Annotated in this window: 17 protein-coding genes, 1 tRNA gene and 1 pseudogene; 3 read left to right on the top strand and 16 right to left on the bottom strand. The window is 71.6% G+C overall.

Annotated features, from left to right (window positions below):
- Positions 1 to 181: 181 nt before the first annotated feature.
- Positions 182 to 1,267, top strand: a complete 1,086-nt coding sequence (locus tag ABD481_RS33300; RefSeq protein WP_344669798.1) for an NAD(P)/FAD-dependent oxidoreductase — start codon at positions 182 to 184, stop codon at positions 1,265 to 1,267.
- A gap of 4 nt (positions 1,268 to 1,271) precedes the next feature.
- Here the strand turns inward: ABD481_RS33300 and ABD481_RS33295 are convergent, their stop codons facing one another.
- Positions 1,272 to 1,793 carry a MarR family winged helix-turn-helix transcriptional regulator gene (locus ABD481_RS33295; protein WP_344669797.1) on the bottom strand — a complete coding sequence of 174 codons (522 nt, stop codon included), beginning with the start codon at positions 1,791 to 1,793 and terminating at the stop codon, positions 1,272 to 1,274.
- Between the two features lie 51 nt (positions 1,794 to 1,844).
- A tRNA-Met gene (locus tag ABD481_RS33290) sits at positions 1,845 to 1,921 on the bottom strand.
- A 237-nt stretch (positions 1,922 to 2,158) separates the two neighbouring features.
- On the opposite strand from ABD481_RS33290, the gene ABD481_RS33285 reads away from it, so the two are divergent.
- Complete coding sequence (locus tag ABD481_RS33285; protein ID WP_344669796.1) at positions 2,159 to 3,040, top strand: alpha/beta hydrolase; 882 nt, start codon at positions 2,159 to 2,161, stop codon at positions 3,038 to 3,040.
- Positions 3,041 to 3,107: 67 nt separating this feature from the next.
- Here ABD481_RS33285 and ABD481_RS33280 read toward each other — a convergent pair whose 3' ends face one another.
- The 4 genes and pseudogenes from ABD481_RS33280 to ABD481_RS33265 form a co-directional block, all read right to left on the bottom strand.
- Entirely contained in the window at positions 3,108 to 4,289 is a 1,182-nt protein-coding gene (locus ABD481_RS33280) for a Gfo/Idh/MocA family protein (protein ID WP_344669824.1), read from the bottom strand.
- A gap of 18 nt (positions 4,290 to 4,307) precedes the next feature.
- Positions 4,308 to 5,131 (bottom strand): annotated as a pseudogene (locus tag ABD481_RS33275) (carbohydrate ABC transporter permease).
- Positions 5,124 to 6,170, bottom strand: coding sequence for a carbohydrate ABC transporter permease (locus ABD481_RS33270; protein WP_344669795.1), 1,047 nt, complete (start codon positions 6,168 to 6,170; stop codon positions 5,124 to 5,126). Before ABD481_RS33270 ends, ABD481_RS33275 begins: the two are co-directional and overlap by 8 nt.
- 3 nt (positions 6,171 to 6,173) lie before the next feature.
- Positions 6,174 to 7,094 (bottom strand): ABC transporter substrate-binding protein, encoded by a 921-nt coding sequence (locus tag ABD481_RS33265; RefSeq protein WP_344669794.1) that lies wholly within the window; start codon positions 7,092 to 7,094, stop codon positions 6,174 to 6,176.
- Between the two features lie 347 nt (positions 7,095 to 7,441).
- Here ABD481_RS33265 and ABD481_RS33260 point away from each other — a divergent pair, with 347 nt between their 5' ends.
- On the top strand, positions 7,442 to 8,608 hold the full coding sequence (locus tag ABD481_RS33260) for an ROK family transcriptional regulator (protein ID WP_344669793.1): 1,167 nt from the start codon (positions 7,442 to 7,444) through the stop codon (positions 8,606 to 8,608).
- Here the strand turns inward: ABD481_RS33260 and ABD481_RS33255 are convergent.
- From ABD481_RS33255 to ABD481_RS33210, 10 genes are all read right to left on the bottom strand, one after another.
- On the bottom strand, positions 8,492 to 9,691 hold the full coding sequence (locus ABD481_RS33255) for a branched-chain amino acid ABC transporter permease (RefSeq protein ID WP_344669792.1): 1,200 nt from the start codon (positions 9,689 to 9,691) through the stop codon (positions 8,492 to 8,494). The genes ABD481_RS33260 and ABD481_RS33255 overlap by 117 nt on opposite strands.
- Positions 9,692 to 9,699: 8 nt before the next feature.
- On the bottom strand, positions 9,700 to 10,575 hold the full coding sequence (locus tag ABD481_RS33250; RefSeq protein ID WP_344669791.1) for a branched-chain amino acid ABC transporter permease: 876 nt from the start codon (positions 10,573 to 10,575) through the stop codon (positions 9,700 to 9,702).
- Positions 10,572 to 11,270 carry an ABC transporter ATP-binding protein gene (locus tag ABD481_RS33245; RefSeq protein ID WP_344669790.1) on the bottom strand — a complete coding sequence of 233 codons (699 nt, stop codon included), beginning with the start codon at positions 11,268 to 11,270 and terminating at the stop codon, positions 10,572 to 10,574. Before ABD481_RS33245 ends, ABD481_RS33250 begins: the two co-directional genes overlap by 4 nt.
- On the bottom strand, positions 11,267 to 11,971 hold the full coding sequence (locus ABD481_RS33240) for an ABC transporter ATP-binding protein (protein ID WP_344669789.1): 705 nt from the start codon (positions 11,969 to 11,971) through the stop codon (positions 11,267 to 11,269). Before ABD481_RS33240 ends, ABD481_RS33245 begins: the two co-directional genes overlap by 4 nt.
- Before the next feature lie 2 nt (positions 11,972 to 11,973).
- A complete protein-coding gene (locus ABD481_RS33235) occupies positions 11,974 to 13,242 on the bottom strand; it encodes a substrate-binding domain-containing protein (RefSeq protein WP_344669788.1) in 1,269 nt (422 codons plus the stop codon).
- A gap of 10 nt (positions 13,243 to 13,252) precedes the next feature.
- On the bottom strand, positions 13,253 to 13,918 hold the full coding sequence (locus ABD481_RS33230; RefSeq protein WP_344669787.1) for a CoA transferase subunit B: 666 nt from the start codon (positions 13,916 to 13,918) through the stop codon (positions 13,253 to 13,255).
- Between the two features lies 1 nt (position 13,919).
- Positions 13,920 to 14,630 (bottom strand): CoA transferase subunit A, encoded by a 711-nt coding sequence (locus ABD481_RS33225; protein ID WP_344669786.1) that lies wholly within the window; start codon positions 14,628 to 14,630, stop codon positions 13,920 to 13,922.
- Between the two features lie 74 nt (positions 14,631 to 14,704).
- A complete protein-coding gene (locus ABD481_RS33220) occupies positions 14,705 to 16,630 on the bottom strand; it encodes a helix-turn-helix domain-containing protein (RefSeq protein ID WP_344669785.1) in 1,926 nt (641 codons plus the stop codon).
- A 22-nt stretch (positions 16,631 to 16,652) separates the two neighbouring features.
- Positions 16,653 to 17,435, bottom strand: coding sequence for a 3-hydroxybutyrate dehydrogenase (locus ABD481_RS33215; protein ID WP_344669784.1), 783 nt, complete (start codon positions 17,433 to 17,435; stop codon positions 16,653 to 16,655).
- A gap of 313 nt (positions 17,436 to 17,748) precedes the next feature.
- Positions 17,749 to 19,356 carry a glycoside hydrolase family 27 protein gene (locus ABD481_RS33210; RefSeq protein WP_344669783.1) on the bottom strand — a complete coding sequence of 536 codons (1,608 nt, stop codon included), beginning with the start codon at positions 19,354 to 19,356 and terminating at the stop codon, positions 17,749 to 17,751.
- Positions 19,357 to 19,359: the final 3 nt, after the last annotated feature.

Below are 19,359 nucleotides of genomic sequence, written 5' to 3'. Positions count from 1 at the left end.
TAGCCCCACCGTCGCGCTACCGGTCTGCACTTAGCGTACGGATCCGGCCCTGGCCACGACTCCTGGTTCGTGTTGCGAACAATCCCCCGATCCGGCTATGGTTCGTGACACGAACAAGTAAGTTCGTGTCACGAACCACTAGCCGGGAGCGGCGGGGACCCGCCGCGAGGGGATGGCTGTCATGCGTAAGAAGGTCGCGGTCGTCGGCGGCGGATACGGCGGCGCGAAGGTCGCCAAGGCGCTGGACGCCGAGCTGGACGTGGTCCTGATCGATCCGAAGGACGCCTTCGTGCACAGCGCCGCGGCGCTGCGGGCGCTGGTCCGTCCGGACTGGGCCGAGAACATCTTCTTCCCGTTCGGGACGCTGCTGAAGAACGGCACCGTGGTCCGCGACCGGGCGGTCGCCGTGGACCCGGGCGGCGTGACCCTGGGCTCCGGCGAGCGCGTCGAGGCCGACTACGTGGTGCTGGCCAGCGGCTCGTCCTACGCCTTCCCGGCGAAGATGCACACCGACGACGCCGACGAGGCCCTGGCCGCGCTGCACGACGCGCACAAGGAGCTGGCGGACTCCGACCGGGTGCTGATCCTCGGCGCCGGCCCGGTCGGCCTGGAGCTGGCCGGCGAGATCAAGGCCGAGTGGCCCGACAAGCGGGTGACGCTCGTCGACCCGGCGCCGGACCTGCTGCCCGGCTTCCTGCCGGACCTGCTCGCCGACCTGCGCCGCCAGCTCGACGAGCTCGGTGTCGAGCTGCGCCTGGGCACCGAGCTCACCGCCGCGCCGCCGACCGCTCCGGGCGTCGCGCAGGAGTTCACCGTGACCGGCCGCGACGGCACCACGCTCACCGCCGACATCTGGTTCCGCGCCTATGGCTCCCGCATCCACACCGAGTACCTCGACGGGGCCGTGCCCCGCAACGAACTCGGCCAGGTCCGCGTGACCGACCGCCTGGCGGTCGAGGGGCACGAGAACATCTACGCCATCGGCGACATCACCGACGTCCCCGAGACCAAGATGGCCGCCATGGCCATGCAGCACGCCGAGGTGGTCGCGGCGAACATCCTGGCGCACGCCAAGGGCGACGAGCCCGCGACCGTCCACAGCCCGATCCCGGTGAAGGTGATCCTGCTGCCGCTGGGTCCGGCGGCCGGCGTCGGCCAGTTCCCCAGCGAGACCGGGGCGGCGTTCCAGGTGCCGCTGGAACTGGTGGTGCAGATGAAGGGCTCGACCATGATGCTCGCGCACTTCCAGGAGCTGTTCGGCCTCTGAGCTCTCAGTCGGAGGACGTGCCGGATTTCCCCTCGCACAGCACGTCCTCCGCGGCCTCCTGGCCGGGTTTGTCCTCAAAGACCACGGGCACGTGGTTCTCCAGCACCAGCCGACCGAGCAGCTCGGTCAGCTGGTGCTGCTCCGTTTCGGACAGCGTGTCCGCCAGCTCGGCGACGGCGGCGACCGTCTCGTCGTAGAACTCGCCGGCCACTTTGTGGCCTTCCTCGGTGAGGAAGACGCGGACCGCGCGGCCGTCAGTGGAGTCGGCCTCGCGGCGGACCAGGCCGCGGCGCAGGGAACGGTCCACCAGACCGGTGAGGCTGGACTTGGCCAGGCCCAGGACCCGGACCAGCTCCCCCATGCCGAAGCCCTCGACGGGCTGGCCCATCAGGACGCACAGCAGCTGGCCCTGCTGGGAGGTGAGGTTGTGCTTGCGGGCCGTGTGCTCATAGGTGGCGTCCACGAGGAAGGCCGAACGCACGAGGGCTGACACCACACCCATAGGGGCTTCGGGTTCGTGCACCATCGACGCTCCTGAAGATCATTCGAGGCCCCTCAGAATTCTGAGGGGCCTCGGTGGTAGCGGGGACAGGATTTGAACCTGCGACCTCTGGGTTATGAGCCCAGCGAGCTACCGAGCTGCTCCACCCCGCGTCGATGTGAATCCACACCGTGTACGGCCGATCATCGTGAAATCCGATGGAAGTCCGGTGAAAGGCCGATGCAGTGCTTTGTTTCACAGCTTTTTTCGAACGAAGCCCGTCTTGCTGCTTCGAGATTAGTGTAACACCTCCCGCCCGGTTCCGACCGCATCCGTCCCCACACCCACCGGCTCCGGATGTGGGGCCGCGGCACATTGCCAAGCCGGGGCCGAGCCGGGAGCCTGGCCGGATGCGACAGAGCGTGGAGATCGAGTTCCCCCGGGGCGCCGATTCGTACGCGGTGACCCGCTGGGCCGGCGAGGCGCCGGACGCGCCGGTGGTCGTCGCCGCGCACGGCATCACCGCCAACGGCCTGGCCTGGGCCCCGCTGGCCGAGGCGGTGCCGGAGATCGACCTGGTCGCGCCGGATCTGCGCGGCCGCGGGCGCTCGCGCGGCGTCGGCGGCCCTTACAGCATGGCCGCCCACGCCGACGACCTGGTCCGCACCCTCGACCACCTCGGCATCGAGCAAGCCACGCTGCTGGGCCATTCGATGGGCGGCTGGGTGGTCGCGGTGGCCGCGGTACGGCATCCGGACCGGTTCGGCGGCGTGGTCCTCGTCGACGGCGGCCTGGGTTTCCCGCTGCCGCCGGACGTCGACATGGACGAGCTGCTGGACGCCCTCCTCGGCCCGGCCATGACCAAGCTGCGCACGGTCTACGCCGACCGCGACGAGTTCCTCGCGCCGTGGCGCAACCACCCGTCGCTGACGGAGGTCTACTCCCCCGCCGTCGAGGCCTATCTGGCCCGGGACCTCATCGGCACCGCGCCGGAACTGCGCTCGGCCTGCGTCCTGGAGGCGGTCCGCGACGACGCGGCCGACGAGCTCCGGAATCCCGAGGCGGTCGGCGCGATCCGCGCGCTGCCGGTGCCCGCCGTGTTCCTGCACGCCGAGCGCGGGCTGCTCAACGAGCCGGTGGGCCTGTACCCGCCGGCGGTGGTGGCCGCCGCCGAGCTCGCCGGCGCCGGGGTGGACGTGCGCTTCGTCCCCGGCACCAACCACTATTCGATCGTGCTCGGCGACCGTGGGATCGCCGCGGTCGCCGAGGCGGTCAGGGCGCTGCTGCAGTGACGCGGCGCCCCGAACTCGGCCGGGGGGAGTGGACCGGGCCGCGGGGCCCGGTCCGGTGCGGACGCGCTCAGCGCACCTGCCCCCGGTCGAAGTACGCGGCCAGCTCCGGGTCCAGCGGCGGCACGTCCAGCGGCGTGCCGCCGTCGCGCAGCGACAGCGTGGCCATGTAGCCGGCGGCCACGCTCATCCGCGCCGCGACCGGGGAGGTGTCGGTGGCCCCGCCGTCGCGGACGAAGCGGGCGAACTCGGCCATGATCGCGCCGTCCGCGCCGCCGTGGCTGCCGACGGCGTCCGGGACCCGGTAGGCGATGTCGGCATCGGCGCGGTAGCCGGTCGGGCCGGTGTTCCAGACCTTCACCAGGTCCCCGGGGCCGTCGCCGAAGTTCTCCAGCCGGCCCTCGGTGCCGATCACCGTATAGTTGCGGAAGTAGTCCGGCGAGAAGTGGCACTGCTGGTAGGCGGCGATGACGCCGTTGTCCAGCTGCATGTTCATCACCGAGACATCCTCGACCTCGACCCGGTGGTTGAGGTCGCGGCGGCTGGTCGGCGGCCAGTCGAACTCCTTGAGCCAGCCGTCCGGGCGCGGCGTCCCCTCCGGGCGGCGCGGCAGGCCGCCGTAGACCATCAGGTCGCCGAAGGCGCTGACCCGCCTCGTGAAGCCGCCGGCCAGCCAGTGCACCACGTCCAGGTCGTGCGCGCCCTTCTGGAGCAGCAGGCCGGTGGTGCGGTCCCGCTCGGCGTGCCAGTCCTTGAAGTAGTAGTCGCCGCCGTAGGACACGAAGTGCCGGACCCAGATGGTCCTCGGCTCGCCGATGTCGCCCCGGGCGATGGCGTCCCGCATGGTCCGCACCACACCCATGTGCCGCATGTTGTGGCCGACGTAGAGCCGGGTCCCGGTCTCGTACGCCGCGCGCAGGATCGCGTCCGCGCTCTCGACGGTGATCGCCATCGGCTTTTCGAGGTACACCGCCTTGCCGGCCCGCAGGCAGTCGATCGCGATCGCCTCGTGGGTGTCGTCCGGGGTCATGACGATGACCGCGTCGAGGTCGGAGCGGGTGAGCAGCTTCCGGTGGTCGTCGACCTCGTCGATGCCCTCGGCGCCGATCCGCTCCCGGGCCCGGGCCGACGCGGCCGGGTCCGGATCGCAGAGCGCGGCGACCTCGAAGCCCCGCTCCGGCTGGTGCGCGGCAACCGCCAGGGAAGTGCGCAATCCCAGACCGATGACGCCGAGGCGCAGGTTGTCCGCCATGTGGTGCACGTGCCTTTCCTATTTGGTACCGGTGAGGGCGATGCCCTCGGTGATGCGGCGTTGGGCGGCCAGGAACAGAAGGATCATCGGCAGGCTGGCGAGCAGCGAACCTGCCATCAACAACGGGTACTCGGTCAGGTGCTCGCCCTGCAACGTCGACAGGCCGACGGTCAGCGGCATCTTGGTGTCGTCGTTCACGACCACCAGCGGCCACAGCAGGTCGTTCCAGGACCACAGCACGGTCAGCACGCCCATCGAGACGAGTCCGGGCTTGGCCAGCGGCAGCATCACCGACCAGAAGATCCGGAAGGTGCCGGCACCGTCCAGCCGCGCCGCCTCCTCGACCTCGTCCGGCAGCAACAAAAAAACTGCCGCAGCATGAACGTGCCGAACGCGCTGAACAGGCCCGGCAGCACCACGCCGCCGAGGGTGTTGAGCAGGCCCATGTTCTGCACCAGCTGGTACTGCGGCAGCAGGTACACCTGGCTCGGCACCATCAGCACCGCGAGCATGAGCAGGAACAGGGCGTTGCGGCCCGGGAAGCGCAGCCGCGCGAGGACGTAGGCGGCCATCGAGCAGAACAGCACCTGGGCCAGGACCCGGACGACGGTCTGCACCACCGAGTTCCAGAACTGCTCGGCGAACGGCGTGTCGCGGAAGACCTGGCTGTAGTTCCCCCACTGCCACGAGGGCAGGAAGTGCGGCGGCACGCTGGTCGCCTCGCCAGTGCTCTGCAAGGAGGTGATCAGCTGCCACAGGAACGGCGTCACCATCGCGGCCGCGCCCACGGCCAGGATCACGTGCACCGGCCAGAGCCGCTGCCGGATCAGTGTCCTACCCATAGTGGACCCACCTCTTCTGCAGCCGGAACTGGACCGCAGTCAGTGCGAGCAGCACCAGCGTGTGCACCACGGCGATGGCCGCGGCCAGGCCCTGGTTGCCGGTGACGAAGGCGTCCTCGTAGAACAGGTAGGCGATCGTCTTGCTGTCGGCCAGCGCCGGATTGGTCTTGCCGAGCATCATCAACACCAGGTCGAACATCTGGAGGCCGCCGATCACCGACAGCACCGAGACGAAGAAGATGCTCGGGCTCAGCAGCGGCAGCGTAATGGCGAAGAACTGCCGGACCCGGCCGGCGCCGTCCAGCGCCGAGGCCTCGTAGTACTGGCGCGGGATGTTCTTCAGCCCGGCGGCGAAGATGATCATGTTGTAGCCGAGCGAGCCCCAGATGCCGACCAGGCCCAGCGCCCAGATCGTGTACCGGCCGTCGGACACCCAGTGCGGGCCGTGGATCCCGACCAGCGACAGCAGATAGTTGATGAGCCCGTAGTCGCCGTTGTAGAGCCAGCGCCAGACCATCGCGACCGCGGCCGGCATGCTGACCACCGGCAGGAAGTACAGGATCCGGTAGAGCGTCGCGTACTTGCCGCTCACCTGGTTCAGCAGCGAGGCGAAGACGATCGAGACCGGGATGCCGACCAGGATGATGAGCGCGTACTTGATGGTGTTCCAAGCGGCGCGAGGCAACTGCGGATCGGACAGGAAGTCGCTGTAGTTCTTGAAGCCGACCCACTCCTGGCCGCCGAAGGCGCCCCACTCGGTGAAGCTGAAGTAGGCGGACTGCACGATCGGCCACAGGTAGAACAGCACCAGACCGACGGACAGCGGCGCGATCATCACGTAGCCCCAGGCCCACTCACGCCAGTGCGCACGGGAGAAGCGGGGGCGGCGGGAGACCGGGCGGCGGGCCGGGGTCCGAGTCCGGGCCGGACCGGCGGCCCCCGCGGTCGCCGGCGTGGCGGCGGGGACGGTGGCGGGAGCGGTGGCGGTGGCGGCGGCGGCGGTGGCGGCGGCGGCGGGACCGGATTCGATGGCGGACACCGGCTACTCCTTGGCCAGCGCGGCGTTCATCTGGTCCGCGATCTGCTTGGCCCCGGTCTGCACGTCGAGCTTGCCGCCCCAGATCTGGTCCAGCGTGTCCTGCATCGGCTTGGTCCAGGCCGCGGTGTTCTTGGAGACCGGGTACGGGACCGCGACGTCCAGCTGGTCGATGAAGGTCTGGAGGTGGTACTGCGGCGCCGAGGCCACCCAGTCGGCGGACAGGCCGTTGTAGGCCGGGATCACGGTGCCGGTCTTGGCCTGGATCTCGTTGGCCTCCTTCGAGCCCAGGTACTCGACCCACTCCCAGGCCGCCGCCGGATGCTTGGTCTTGGCGTAGACGACGTTGGCCAGACCGTTGATGACGGTCGCGTGCTTGCCGTCCGGACCGGCGGGCAGCGGCGCCACGTCGGCGTCCAGGCCGGCCGCCTTGTACTCCGGCAGGTCGTAGTCGCCGTCGGCGAACATCGCCGCCTTGCCCGAGGCGAACAGCTGGTCGGGCTGGGTGTCGGTCATCTGCTGCGCGGTCGGGGAGACCTTGTACTTGGTGACGAAGTCCAGCGCGTACTGGAGCCCCGCGAGGGTCTTGGGGTCGTCGAACCCGGACTTCTTCTTGTCCGCGCCGATGATCGAGCCGCCGGCCTGCAGGATGGTGTTGAACAAGTTCTCCTGGGTCCAGTCCGGCGAGGCGATGCCCCACACGCCCTTGCCCGGGTCGGTGAGCTTCTGCACCGCGTCGATGACGTTCTGCCAGGTCCAGGTCGCGTCCGGGTACTTCACGCCGGCCGCGTCGAAAAGCTTCTTGTTGTACCAGAGCCCGACCGTGTCGAAGTCCTTCGGCATGCCGTACTGCCAGTAGTCCGCGTTCGGCGTCAGCTGGATGTCGATCGTGATGTCGGGGTGCGCGGCGTGGAAGGCGTCGGCCATCTGCTGCCGGTCGCGGCCAGGGCGAGGGCCCCGACGCCGGCGAGGACGAACGCTCTGCTCCCCCGCACTGCGCCCACCCGCTTGAACCACAACATCCGCGTCTCCCAACGTTGTCAGAACTCTGATGCGAAACCGGCAGTGCCGTGCGGTACTCCGTGAGCCCGGACATTAGCCCGCGTTTTTGCTTGAGGCCAGGGTTAATCGAGCGACAGTGCGCACGAGACGCGGAAAAGCGATCATTCCGAGATCATCCCGTGATCCACTACCGGGACATGTCGGGCATGTTTAAGATGACGACTGGGATAAATATGCCCGCGCCCGCCGCCGGCCCGCCTAAGATGGCGGCCATGCGACGGACCAGCGGCGACGGCAGCTTTCTGCGGAGCCTGAACGAGGTCGCGGTGCTGCGCGCGCTGCGCGGGGCCGGCACCCCGACCCTGGCCGAGGTGGCGCGCGCGGCGCAGCTGTCCCGGGCGACCACCGAGGTCATCATGGACTCGCTGCTGCGGCACGGCTGGGTGGTGGAGGCCGAGGCGGTGGCCGACGGGCAGCGCGGCCGCCCGGCGCGGCGCTATGCCTTCCACGCGGCCGCGGCGCACGTCGCGGGGGTCGCGATCGGCGGCTCCGGCGTCACCGCGCTGGTCGCCGACCTGGACGGGACGCCGGCGGCGCGGGCGATGGAGCACCTGAGCCCGGACCTGCCGGCCGGCGAGCGGCTGGCGGCGGTGGAGCGGGTGCTGGCGCGGGCCGCGGCCGAGGCCGGCCTGCCGGCGGAGCGGCTGGCCGCGGTCGGCGTCGGCACCACCGGCGTGATCGACAGCGCCGGGCGGGTGCTGAAAAGCGTGGCGCTGGTCGACTGGTCCGGGGTGGACCTGCACGCCGAGCTGGCGGCCCGGCTGGCCCCGCCGGTCGTGGTCGAGAACGACATGCGCCTGGCGGTGCTGGCCGAGCACTGGCGCGGCGCGGCCGTGGGCCACGAGAACGTGATGTACCTGCACACCGGCGGCCGGATCGGGCTGGGCCTGCTGTTCGGCGGGGTGCCGTACCGGGGCTCGCACGCGGCCTCCGGCGAGCTCGGCGGGCACCCGAACAACCGGTGGGTGGCCTTCCAGCACGTCATGGAGTACGCGATGGCCGTGGATCCCGGCGAGCTGCGGGCGCCGTCGCAGGCCGCGCTGTTCGCGATGGAGCGCGCGGCCGGCGGGGACGACAAGGCCGCGGCGGCGTTCGAGGCGTTCGCCCGGGGCCTGGCCGAGGGGCTGGTCAGCCTGGTGACGCCGCTGGACCCGGACCTGGTGGTGATCGGCGGGAGCCTGGCCCGGACCGGCGAGCGTCTCACCGAGCCGATCAGGGCGCTGCTCGGTGAGGTGTGCCTGTATCCGCCGGAGGTGCGGGTGTCAGAGCTCGGAGGGGACGCGGTCGGCGTGGGAGCGGTGCGGCTCGCCCTCGACCACGCCGAGCCCGTGCTGTTCGCCTCGCTCTCCTCCGGGGCCGGTCCGTCGTCCGCGGCGTAGCCCCGAGCGCAGGGCGCCGAGCCGTCGCGGCAGCGCGGCCAGGCCGCCGGGGACGGCGTGGACCACGATCACGAACAGGGCGCCGAGCAGCACCAGGGGCTGCGACAGCGGTACCCGCAGCGCGGTGGGCAGCCCGGCGACCGAGTCCGAGGTGGCCAGGGCGCCGAGCCGGTGGTCCAGCAGCGTGTAGAGCACGCCGCCGAGCACCGGGCCCCAGCGCGTGCCGGAGCCGCCGAGGACCACCATCACCAGCAGCGCCAGCGTGAAGTCGCTGGTCGTGGTCTCCGGGGTGGCGCCGGCGGTGACCAGCAGGTGCACCACGCCGCCGGCCGCGCCGAGGGTGCCGGCCAGCACGAACGCCCCGAGCTGGTAGCGGAACGGGTTCAGGCCGAGCACCTCGGCGCGCCGCTCGTTGTCGCGCACCGCCTGCCAGGACCGGCCGACCGGGCCGGCGACCAGCGCCCACACCACGGCGCAGACCAGGACCAGGTAGGCGAGCGCCAGCCAGTAGAGGTTGACGGTGTTGACCACGCCGACGAAGGCCGCCGGGACCTTCTCGGTGCTCAGCGGCAGGCCCTCCTCCCCGCCGGTGGTCCTCGGGTCGCGGCCGACCAGGATGGACCCGGCCTGCGCGAACGCCAGGGTGACCATGGCGAACCCGACGGTGCCCAGTTTTCCGACACCTTTCAGGGAAATCACGCCGAGGACCGCGGCCACCGCGGCCCCGATGACGATCGCGAGCAGGGCGGCCGCGGCGAGGGGCAGGTGGAGGTTCTTCATCGCCAGCTCGGCCCCGTAGGCGCCGAGCGCGACGTAGAGCGCGTGCCCGAACGACATCAGGCCCAGGCGGCCGAACAGCAGGTCGTACCCGACGGCCAGCCCGGCGAACAGCAGGCACAGCGCGAGCAGCTGGAGCGAGCCGGGGGTGTTGACCGCGCCGTCCAGGACGCCGGGGATCCGGAGGGTGGAGTAGGGCAAGCTCAGTAGCAGCGCGAGCACCGCGACCGGGATCAGGTGCTTGACGCGGAGACTCGTGCGGAGATTCGTGCGGAGGTTCGCGCGGATGGTCATGGGGATGTTCATGCGGTCCTTCACGCCGTCCTCCGGATCAGCCGCTGGAGCCCCTCGCCGTTGCCGCGGACCAGCAGGACGCCGGCGAGGATCGCGACCGCGGCGAGGTCGCCGAGGCCGGAGGCGGCGTAGTAGTTGGTGAACTGCTGGACGAGGCCGACGGCGGCCGCGGCCAGGGCGACGCCGTCGATCCGGCCCAGGCCGCCGATGACCACCACCACGAACCCGAACACCAGCAGCGACGTGCCCTGGTTCGGCGAGACGCTGCCGAAGTAGACGCCGCCGAGCGCCCCGGCCAGTCCGGCGAGCGCGCCGCCGACCGCGAAGACCAGGGTGAAGGCCCTGCGCACGTCGATGCCGAGCGCGGTGACCATGGCCCGGTCCTCCACGCCGGCCCGGACGATCAGGCCGTAGCGGGTCCTGGCGAGGAACAGCTTGAGCGCGACGAGCACGACGACCGCGGCGGCGACGAGCACGAAGCGGTCGGTCGGGACCCGCGCGCCGAGCAGCCCGACCGTGCCGGTGAGCTGCTTCGGGGCCCGGACCTGGCGGGCGTCGGCGCCCCAGATGCCCTGGACCAGGGCCGGCAGCGCCAGGCCGAGGCCGACGGTGACCAGGATCTGGTCCTTGGGCCGCTCGTACAGCGGCCGGATGAGCACGGTCTCGACGACCGCCGCGAGCACCGCGCCGACCGCGATCGCCGCGGCCACCGCGAGCACGAACGGCAGCCGGCCGGTCAGCCGCCACGCGGTGTAGGCGCCGGCGGTGACCAGCGCGCCGTGGGCGAAGTTGAGCACGTCCATCAGGCCGAAGATCAGGGACAGGCCGGAGGCGATGAGGAAGTAGAGGGCGCCCAGGCCCAGGCCGGTGAGGGCGAGCAGGACCAGGGTGCTCATCGCGCCTTCCCCACTCCCAGCAACTCCCGCGTCAGCTCCGCGTCGGCCAGCAGGTCCGGCACCGGGCCGCGGTGCACCACCCGCCCCGCCGCCAGCACCACGCCGTCGCCGGCCAGTCGCTTGACCAGCGCCAGGTTCTGCTCGACGAGCAGCAGGGGGACCCGCTCGGCGGCGCGTTCCAGCACCTCGGCCACTTCCGTCACCACCTTCGGGGCCAGGCCCTTCGTCGGCTCGTCGACCACGACGAGCCGGTTGTCGTTCAGCAGCGTGCGGCCGATCGCGACCATCTGCTGCTGGCCGCCGGACAGGGTGCCGGCGGCTTGGGCGCCGCGGGTCTTCAGCTCGGGGAACAGCTCGTAGACCAGGTCGTAGGCGTGGCGCGAGCCGCGGCGCTCGGCCAGGGCCAGGTTCTCGGCGACCGTCAGCTTGGCGAAGACGCCGCGGTCCTCCGGGGCGTAGCCGATGCCGCGGCGCACGATCTCGTGGGTGCGCAGGCGATGCACCCCCGCGCCGTCGAACCGGATCGTGCCGGTGCGCGGCACCAGGCCGAGGATCGCCTTGACCGTCGTCGTCTTGCCGACGCCGTTTCGGCCGAGCAGCGCCGTCACCCCGGTCGGGGCGACGGTGAAGGAGACGCCCTGCAGGATCTGCGATCCGCCGAGCGCGACCCGGACGTCGTCGAGTTCGAGGATCACAGCGCCTCCCCCACGTATGCCTCCTGGACCCGGGCGTCGGCCATGATCCGGTCGGGCGTCCCGACCGCCAGCAGCGCGCCGTGGTGCAGGACCGCGACCCGGTCGGCGAGGCCGAGCAGCACCTCCATGTGGTGCTCGACCATCAGGACCGTGCGGCCCTCGTCGCGATGCAGGGAGCGGATCACGGCGACCAGTTCCGGGACGTCCCCGGAGGCGACGCCGGCCATCGGCTCGTCCAGGAGCAGCAGGCGTCCGGCACCGGAGGCCAGCAGCATCGCCAGTTCCAGCTTCCGCTTGTCGCCGTGGGACAGGTCGGCGGCGAGCGCGCCGGCCCGCCTGGTGAGCCGCACCCGCTCCAGCGCGTCGGACTGCTTGGCCTTCCCGACGCGCGCGGCCAGGGCCACGTGCTCGGCGACGGTCATGGTCGGGAACACGCTGGAGGACTGGAAGGTCCGGCCGATCCCGCGCCGGGCCCGCCGGTGCGGCGCCTCGCCGGTGATGTCAGCGCCGTCCACGGCGATCCGGCCGGCACTGGCCCGCGTCAGGCCGCTGATCAGGTTGAACAGCGAGGTCTTGCCGGCGCCGTTGGGTCCGATCACCGCGACGAACTCGCCCTCGCCGACCGCGAGGTCCACGTCGGACAGGATCGCCGAGCCGCCGACGGACCAGGACAGCCCGGTCAGGGTGAGCACGTCGGCCATGGTCAGCTCGCCGGGATGGTCTTGGCCGGCGGCGCGACGTCGCTCGGGTCGAGCGTCTTGACCACCGCCGGGGCGGTGCCGTCCAGCTTGGCCTGGAACATCGGCTGGAGCAGCGCGTGGTCGGCGGCGCGGACGGTGTAGGGGCCCTTGACGCCGTCGAAGGTCCAGCCTTCGAGGTTCTTCACCATCGTGTCGACGTCGGCGTCGCCGTTCTCCGCGGCGTGCACCACCATCTGCGCGGCGGTGAAGCCGTCGGGGCTGAACAGGTCGGACTGCTCGCCCTTCTTGGCCAGGTAGGCGTCCATCGCCTTGGCCGCGTCGTTCGTGGTCCCGCCGGGCACATAGTGCGCCAGGAACGAGACCTTGCCGCCGGTGGAGGCGAACACCGGGTAGGAGGCGCGGACGTCGAGGCCGGTGACCGTGGTCGTGGCGTCCAGCACGCCCTGCTGGGACAGCGCCGTCCACAGCGCCTGCGCGGTGGTGCCGGCCCAGGCCACGAACAGCAGGTCCGGCTTGGCGTCCTTGGCCTGGGTGGCGAACGGCGTGAGGTCGGTGGCGCTCGGCGGCGCCAGCACCGCGTCGACCTTGGCGCCCTTGGCGCCCAGCACCGCCTTCACGGCCGCGACGTTGGCCTGGCCGAAGGCGCTGTCCTGGGCCAGCACCGTGACGTGCTTGCCGGACAGGTCGCCGACGAAGGTCGCGGCGGTGGCGATGTCCTGGTAGGTCTGCCGGCCGGAGCGGAAGGTGTACTTGTTGATGCCGGTCACGCCGTCGGTGGCGGCCGGGCCGGAGACGAACAGCACCTTGTTCTGCGCGGCCAGCGGCGCCACCTGGAGCGCGACGCCGGAGGCCGTGGACCCGGCCAGGATGTGGTAGCCCTGGCCGATCAGGTCCTTGGCGGCGCCGACCGCCTTGGTCGCGTCGCCGGCGTCGTCCTTCTGGACCACCTCGATCTTGTGGCCGTTCACGGCGCCGGTGCCGTGGGTGGCGTAGTCGAGGCCGGCGAGGAAGCCCTCGTAGTAGTCCTTGCCGTAGCCGGCCAGCGGCCCGGTCTGGGAGTACACCAGGCCGACCTTGATCGGCGTGCCGGTGGCGGCGGCCGCGGCGGTGGTGCCGCCGGAGCCGCCCGAGCTGCCGGAGCCGGAGCCGCCGGACGAACCGCCGGCGGCCTTGCTCGGGCTGCCGCAGGCGGCCAGCGCCGCGATCGAGGCGGCGGCCAGGACGGCTATGGACCGGGCGCGGTGTCCGCGCAGGATGCTGGTGGAATGCATGGCCGGAACGTTAAGTGCGCGTTACGGGCCCCGAAATGTGGGGCAGCGCCACATCCAGCGGCGCGGCTGTGTTGGCCGTCACCTCCTCCACGGTGACGCCGGGCGCCAGCTCGACGAGGCGGAAGCCGCGCGGCGTCACGTCGAGCACCGCCAGATCGGTGATGACGCGGTGGACGACGCCTTTGCCGGTCAGCGGCAGGGTGCAGGCATCGACCAGCTTCGGGGACCCGTCCTTGGCGGTGTGCTCCATGACCACCAGGACCCGGCGGGCCCCGTGCACCAGATCCATCGCGCCGCCCATGCCCTTCACCAGCTTGCCCGGCACGGTCCAGTTGGCCAGGTCGCCGGTGGCCGAGACCTGCATCGCACCGAGGACCGCGGTGTCGATGTGGCCGCCGCGGATCATGCCGAAGGAGGTGGCCGAGTCGAAGAAGGCGGCGCCGGGGCGGACGGTCACGGTCTCCTTGCCGGCGTTGATCAGGTCCGGGTGGACGGCGTCCGGCGCGGGATAGGGGCCCAGGCCGAGGATGCCGTTCTCGGACTGCAGGACGACCTCCACACCCGGCGGGAGGTGGCCGGGGATCAGCGTCGGCAGGCCGATGCCGAGGTTGACGTAGGTGCCGTCGCGGAGTTCGCGCGCGGCGCGGGCGGCCAGTTGGTCGCGGGTCAGGGGCATGTCAGACTGCTCCGTTCCCGGTCACGGTCCGCTTCTCGACGCGCTTGTCGCGCTGGTCCTCCGGCACCACGACGACGCGCTGCACGAAGACGCCGGGCAGGTGGATCTCGTCCGGGTCCAGCTCACCGGGCTCGACGAGCTGCTCGACCTCGGCGACGGTCACCCGGCCGGCCATCGCCGCCACCGGGTTGAAGTTGCGGGCCGAGGCGTGGAAGACGAGGTTGCCGTGCCGGTCCCCCTTCGCGGCGCGGACCAGGGCGAAATCGGCGGTCAGGGCGTGCTCCAGCAGGTATTCGCGGCCGTCGATGACGCGCGTCTCCTTGCCCTCGGCGATCGGCGTGCCGACCCCGGCCGGCGTGAAGTAGGCGGGGATGCCCAGTCCGCCGGCGCGCAGGCTCTCGGCCAGGGTGCCCTGCGGGAGGAGTTCGACGTCGAGCTCGCCGGCCAGGTACTGGCGGACGAACTCCTTGTTCTCGCCGACGTAGGAGCTGGTCATCTTGCGGATGCGGCCGGCCGACAGCAGCAGGCCCAGGCCCCAGTCGTCGACGCCGCAGTTGTTGGAGACGACGGAGAGCCGGTCGGCCCCCTGGTCGAGCAGGGCCGCTATCAGGGTGCTGGGAATGCCGCAGAGGCCGAAGCCGCCGACGGCGAGCGTCGCGCCGGCGGGGATGTCGGCCACCGCCTGGGACGCGGACGGAGATGTTTTGTCCATGAAGTGGACGCTATGGCGCGCGGAGCGCTGCTCGATATGGCTTGGCCCGCCACTGGATCACCCGTCGTTATGCGTCACAGACCCATGACCCGGCGGATCTGCAACGCGAGCTGGATCTCCAGGCTGCGCGCCGGTTCCTGCCAGTCGGGGCCGAGGAGCCGCGCGGTGCGTTCCAGGCGCTGGGTGACGGTGTTGACGTGGATGTGCAGGGCCTCGCCGGTGCGGCCGAGGCTGCGTCCGGCGGCGAAGTACTGCTCGACGGTGCCGAGCAGATCGGTGCCGCGCTTGGCGTCGTAGTCGATGAGCGGGCCGAGGGCACGGCGGACGACGTCGCCGGGATCGCCGCCGCCCAGGACCAGCGCGAGGAAGCCCAGGTCGCAGGGCGCGGCGGCGCCGCCCGCGCGGCCGAGGGCGTGCAGGGCGCCCAGGCATTTGACCGCCTCGGCGTGGGCGTCGGCATAGGCGGCGACGTCGGACTTCGGGCCGCCGGCGCCGACCGTGACGGGATGCGCCAGGCCCCCGCGCAGAGCGGTATGGACGCGCTGAGCGGCGGCGGAGGGATCGTCGCCGGGAAGGAGCACGACGATGCGGCCCTCGTGCGATCCGGCAAGGCCGCCCTCGGCACCCGCGAGCCGGCCGGCGGCGAAGTGCGCGCGGGGACGATCGGCGGGAGCGGCGTCAGCGGCCACGACGATGTGGGGACGGTCGAGATCGACGCCGATGCGGCGGGCCCGCTCGGCGAGGGTGGAAGTGTGGCGCACCGGAACCGCGAGCAGGTCATCGAGCAGATCGCCGCCAAGCCGCTCCGCCGCCTCCGCTTCGGAACGCCGCATCAGCAAATGCAAAGCGACGACAAGCGCCGCACGCTCCAGAATCCGCTGATCGACATCACTGAACGACTCAGGCGCCCGCAGAATCAACGCCCCGAGCGGCTCGGCCGCCGCCGCCACCGCCGCGACGACCAGGTCACCGGAGCGGACCGCGTGGCCGGTCGCCGCGGAGAGCGCGATCAGCTCGCGCGCGCCACCGAGCACCGCACCGGTCGCGGGGGCTGAGGGAGTTGCGGGGACCAGCACCTCCAGCAGCGCGACATCCCCCGCGACCGCCGTCACCACCGCGTCCGCGTCAACCACCACCAGGCCGCCGGCCAGCGCCTCCGCGACGGCCGCCGCGATCCCCTCCACGTCGCCGCCGCGCAGCACCAGTTCGGCGAGCTTGTCGTGGACCGCCGCCGCGCGTTCCACCGATTCGCTGTGGGCGCGGACCAGCTCGTTCGCGCCGCGCAGCTCCCCCAGCGCGTCGCGTGTCGCTTGGAGCAGGCGGGCGTTGTCGATCGCGACCGCGGCGTGCGCGGCCAGCGAGCTGAGCAGCGTGATCTCGTGGCGGGCGAAGGGCCGTGCGGTGCGGTTGGCGGCGAACAGGACACCGATCACGCGGCTGCCGAGGGTCAGCGGTACGCCGAGGATGGCGATCAGGCCCTCCTCGCCGACCGCGTCGTCGATCTCGGTGGTGTGGTGGAAGCGGGCGTCCTGGGGATAGTTCGAGGTCACATAGGGCTTCGCCGTCTGGGCCACCAGGCCGCCGAGGCCGGCGCCCATCGGGAGGCGCAGCGACTGGAAGTGCGCGGACACCGAGCCGTGGGTGACTCGCATGTAGGTGTCGGCCTGGTCCGGGTCTTCCAGGGTCAGGTAGGTGACGTCCGCGCCGATCAGGGTGTGGGCTCGCGAGACGATCGCCTTCAGGACCGCGTCCAGGTCGCGGAGGGCGGCCAGGTCGCCGGCGGTCTCGAACAGGGCCACCAGCTCCGCCTCGCGGCGGCGGGAGCGGGCCAGCGTGGCGCGGACCTCCAGGGCCACCCGCTTGGCGGACTCCAGCTCCGCGAGTTCGTCCGCGCCCGCGCCGGCCACGCGGGCGGCGACGACCGGGCCGTCGTACTCGATGGCGGCGGCGTCGCGGGCCAGCAGGTCGAGGAACACCGAGGCGGTGGCGAGCGCGGACATGGCGCCCAGCATCACGCGGACCTCACCGTGCTGTCCATCCGCCGTCCATGGCCAGCGAGGCGCCGGAGACCGAGGCCGCCGCCGGGGAGCACAGGTACGCCACCAGTTCGGCCACCTCGGACGGCTCGATCAGGCGCTTGACGGCCGAGCGCTCCAGCAGCACCTTGGCGACCACCTCGTCCTCCGGGATGCCGTGCGCCACGGCCTGGCCGGCGATCTGCTTCTCGACCAGCGGCGTGCGCACGTAGCCGGGGTTCACGCAGTTGGAGGTGACGCCGTGCGGGGCGCCCTCCAGCGCGGTGACCTTCGACAGCCCCTCCAGGCCGTGCTTGGCCGAGACGTAGGCGGCCTTGAACTCCGAGGCCCGCAGGCCGTGCGCCGAGGAGACGTTGACGATCCGGCCCCAGCCGCGCTCGTACATGTGCGGGAGCGACTCGCGGATCAGCCGGAACGGCGCCTCCAGCATCAGCCGCACGATAAGCGCGAACGTCTCCACCGGGAACTCGTGCAGCGGCGCCACGTGCTGCAAGCCCGCGTTGTTCACCAGCACGTCCACCCCGCCGACCCGGTGCGGCAGCGCCGAGGCCTGGTCCGGGTCGCTCAGGTCAACGACCAGTGCCGTGCCCCCGACCCGCTCGGCCGCGGCGTGCGCGCCCTCGGCGCTGATGTCGGCCACCACCACCTTCGCCCCGGCCACGGCCAGCCGCTCGGCGCAGGCCAGACCGATGCCGCCGGCGGCCCCGGTGACCAGGGCCGTGCGGCCGGAGAGATCCAGGGCGGCGACGGCGTCCACAGATAGCGTCATGCCCGATCACGCTAGAGACGAGGACCGGCGCTTCCCATGTCGGACGGCGCCACATACCCGGGGCCGCGCATGGCTGCGACAGCTATCGGACTCGTGCCGCCAGGTCCGACGGCGGCGAGAGTGGTTCGACTTGTGACGCCGGCCCCGACGGCGACGGCAGCCATCCAGCTCATGCCGCCGGGTCCGCCGACCGAGGTCGCACCCGGGGCGATCGTCGAACGCCCCGGTCACTGTTTCCTCGGCCGGCGGACCCGGCTTGGCACTGCGCGTCATCCGGCCGCACACCCCGTCCGGCCGTCGCGCGCCCGCCCGCTTATCCCAGGCGCCACTGCTGGTTGGCGCCGCCGTTGCAGCCCCACAGCTCGATCAGTGTGCCGTTCACGTTCCCCGCCGGGACGTTCCCGCCGGTCACGTCCAGGCACAGCCCGGACTGCGCGCCGGAGATGGAGCCGTCGGGGTTCACGTTCCACTTCTGGTTGCTCTGTCCGTTGCAGTTCCAGGTGATCACCTTGGTCCCGGCGGTCGTGCCCTGGCCGTTCGCGTCCAGGCAGAGCGTGCCGTTCAGGGTCCGCAGCTCGCCGGCCGCGGTCAGGGTGTAGGCCTGGTTCGAGCCGCCGTTGCAGTCCCAGATCTCCAGCTGCGTGCCCGGGGTGGTGCTGCCGTTGCTGACGTCCAGGCACCGGTTCGACGAGGCGCCGATCAGCGGGTGGGTGGTGCCGGTGCTGCTGCCGGAGCCGTGGGAGACCCGGTACATCACCGAGCCGTGGCCCGGCACCGAGGCGCTGATGGTGCCGGTCGTGGAGGTCAGCACGTGCGACCACAGGTTGTTCAGCGTGTAGGAGGACGCTGAGGAGATCCCGATGGCCGAGGCGGTGGTGGAGATGGTCTGCGCCGAGGCGTTCTCGTTGAACAGCACGACCGCCACGTCGCCGTTGGCCAGCGGCTTGGCCAGCACGTCGGCGCCGCCGGCGGAGGCGATCTCGGTGCCCTGCTTGCCCAGCGAGTCCTGGTCGACCGCGACGACGTCCTTGTTCGTGTACAGCGACAGCGTCGCCGGGGTGGCGCTGCGCAGGTCGGTGCCGGAGATCAGCGGCGCGGCCATCTCGGCCCACAGCGACAGCTCCGAGCGGTCCTCGGTGAAGGACATGCCGTTGCCGACCTCGAGCATGTCGGGGTCGTTCCAGCCGCCGGGACCGGCGTACTGCGCCAGCGACACGTTGCTGTGGAAGATCGACAGCATGCTGGTGTAGTTGGCGCTGATATCGCCGGTGGTGCGCCAGCTGTTGCCGACGCCGGCACCCCAGGTCCAGACCGATTCCTGGCCCCAGTTGCACAGGCTGTAGACGATCGGCCTACCGGTGTTGGCCAGCGCGTTGCGCATCGCCGTGTACCGGGTCTGGGCCGAGATCCCCTGGTTGTTGCAGTTGTCGTACTTGAGGTAGTCCACGCCCCAGGCCGCGAACGAGTTCGCGTCGGCCTGCTCGTGGTTCAGGCTGCCGGGGTATCCGGCGCAGGTGGCGGTGCCCGCGCTCTCGTAGATGCCGAGCTTGAGGCCCTTGCCGTGGACGTAGGCCGCGGTGCCGGATATCCCGTCGGGGAACTTGGCGGGGTCCGGGACCAGGTTCCCGCCGCCGTCCCGGCTGCCGGTCATCCAGCAGTCGTCGATGTTCACGTACTGGTAGCCGGCGTCCTTCATCCCGGACGAGACGATGATGTCCGCGGTCTGCTTGACCAGCGCCTCCGAGACGTTGCAGCCGAAGGCGTTCCAGTCGTTCCAGCCCATCTGCGGGGTCAGGGCCAGTCCGTTGCCCAGGGCGTGCGCGGGCGCGGAGACCGCGAGCCCGAACATCGTCCCGGCCACGAGGGTGAGCGCGGCGAAGACGGCACGCAGTGGTCGACTGCGCGGAGCCCGATTACGCATTGT

The organism is Catenulispora yoronensis (assembly GCF_039531695.1).
GTDB classification, from domain to species: Bacteria; Actinomycetota; Actinomycetes; order Streptomycetales; family Catenulisporaceae; genus Catenulispora; species Catenulispora yoronensis.
The sequence above is the reverse complement of the archived record's forward strand: the minus strand, read 5'-3'. Positions and strand labels throughout refer to the sequence as shown.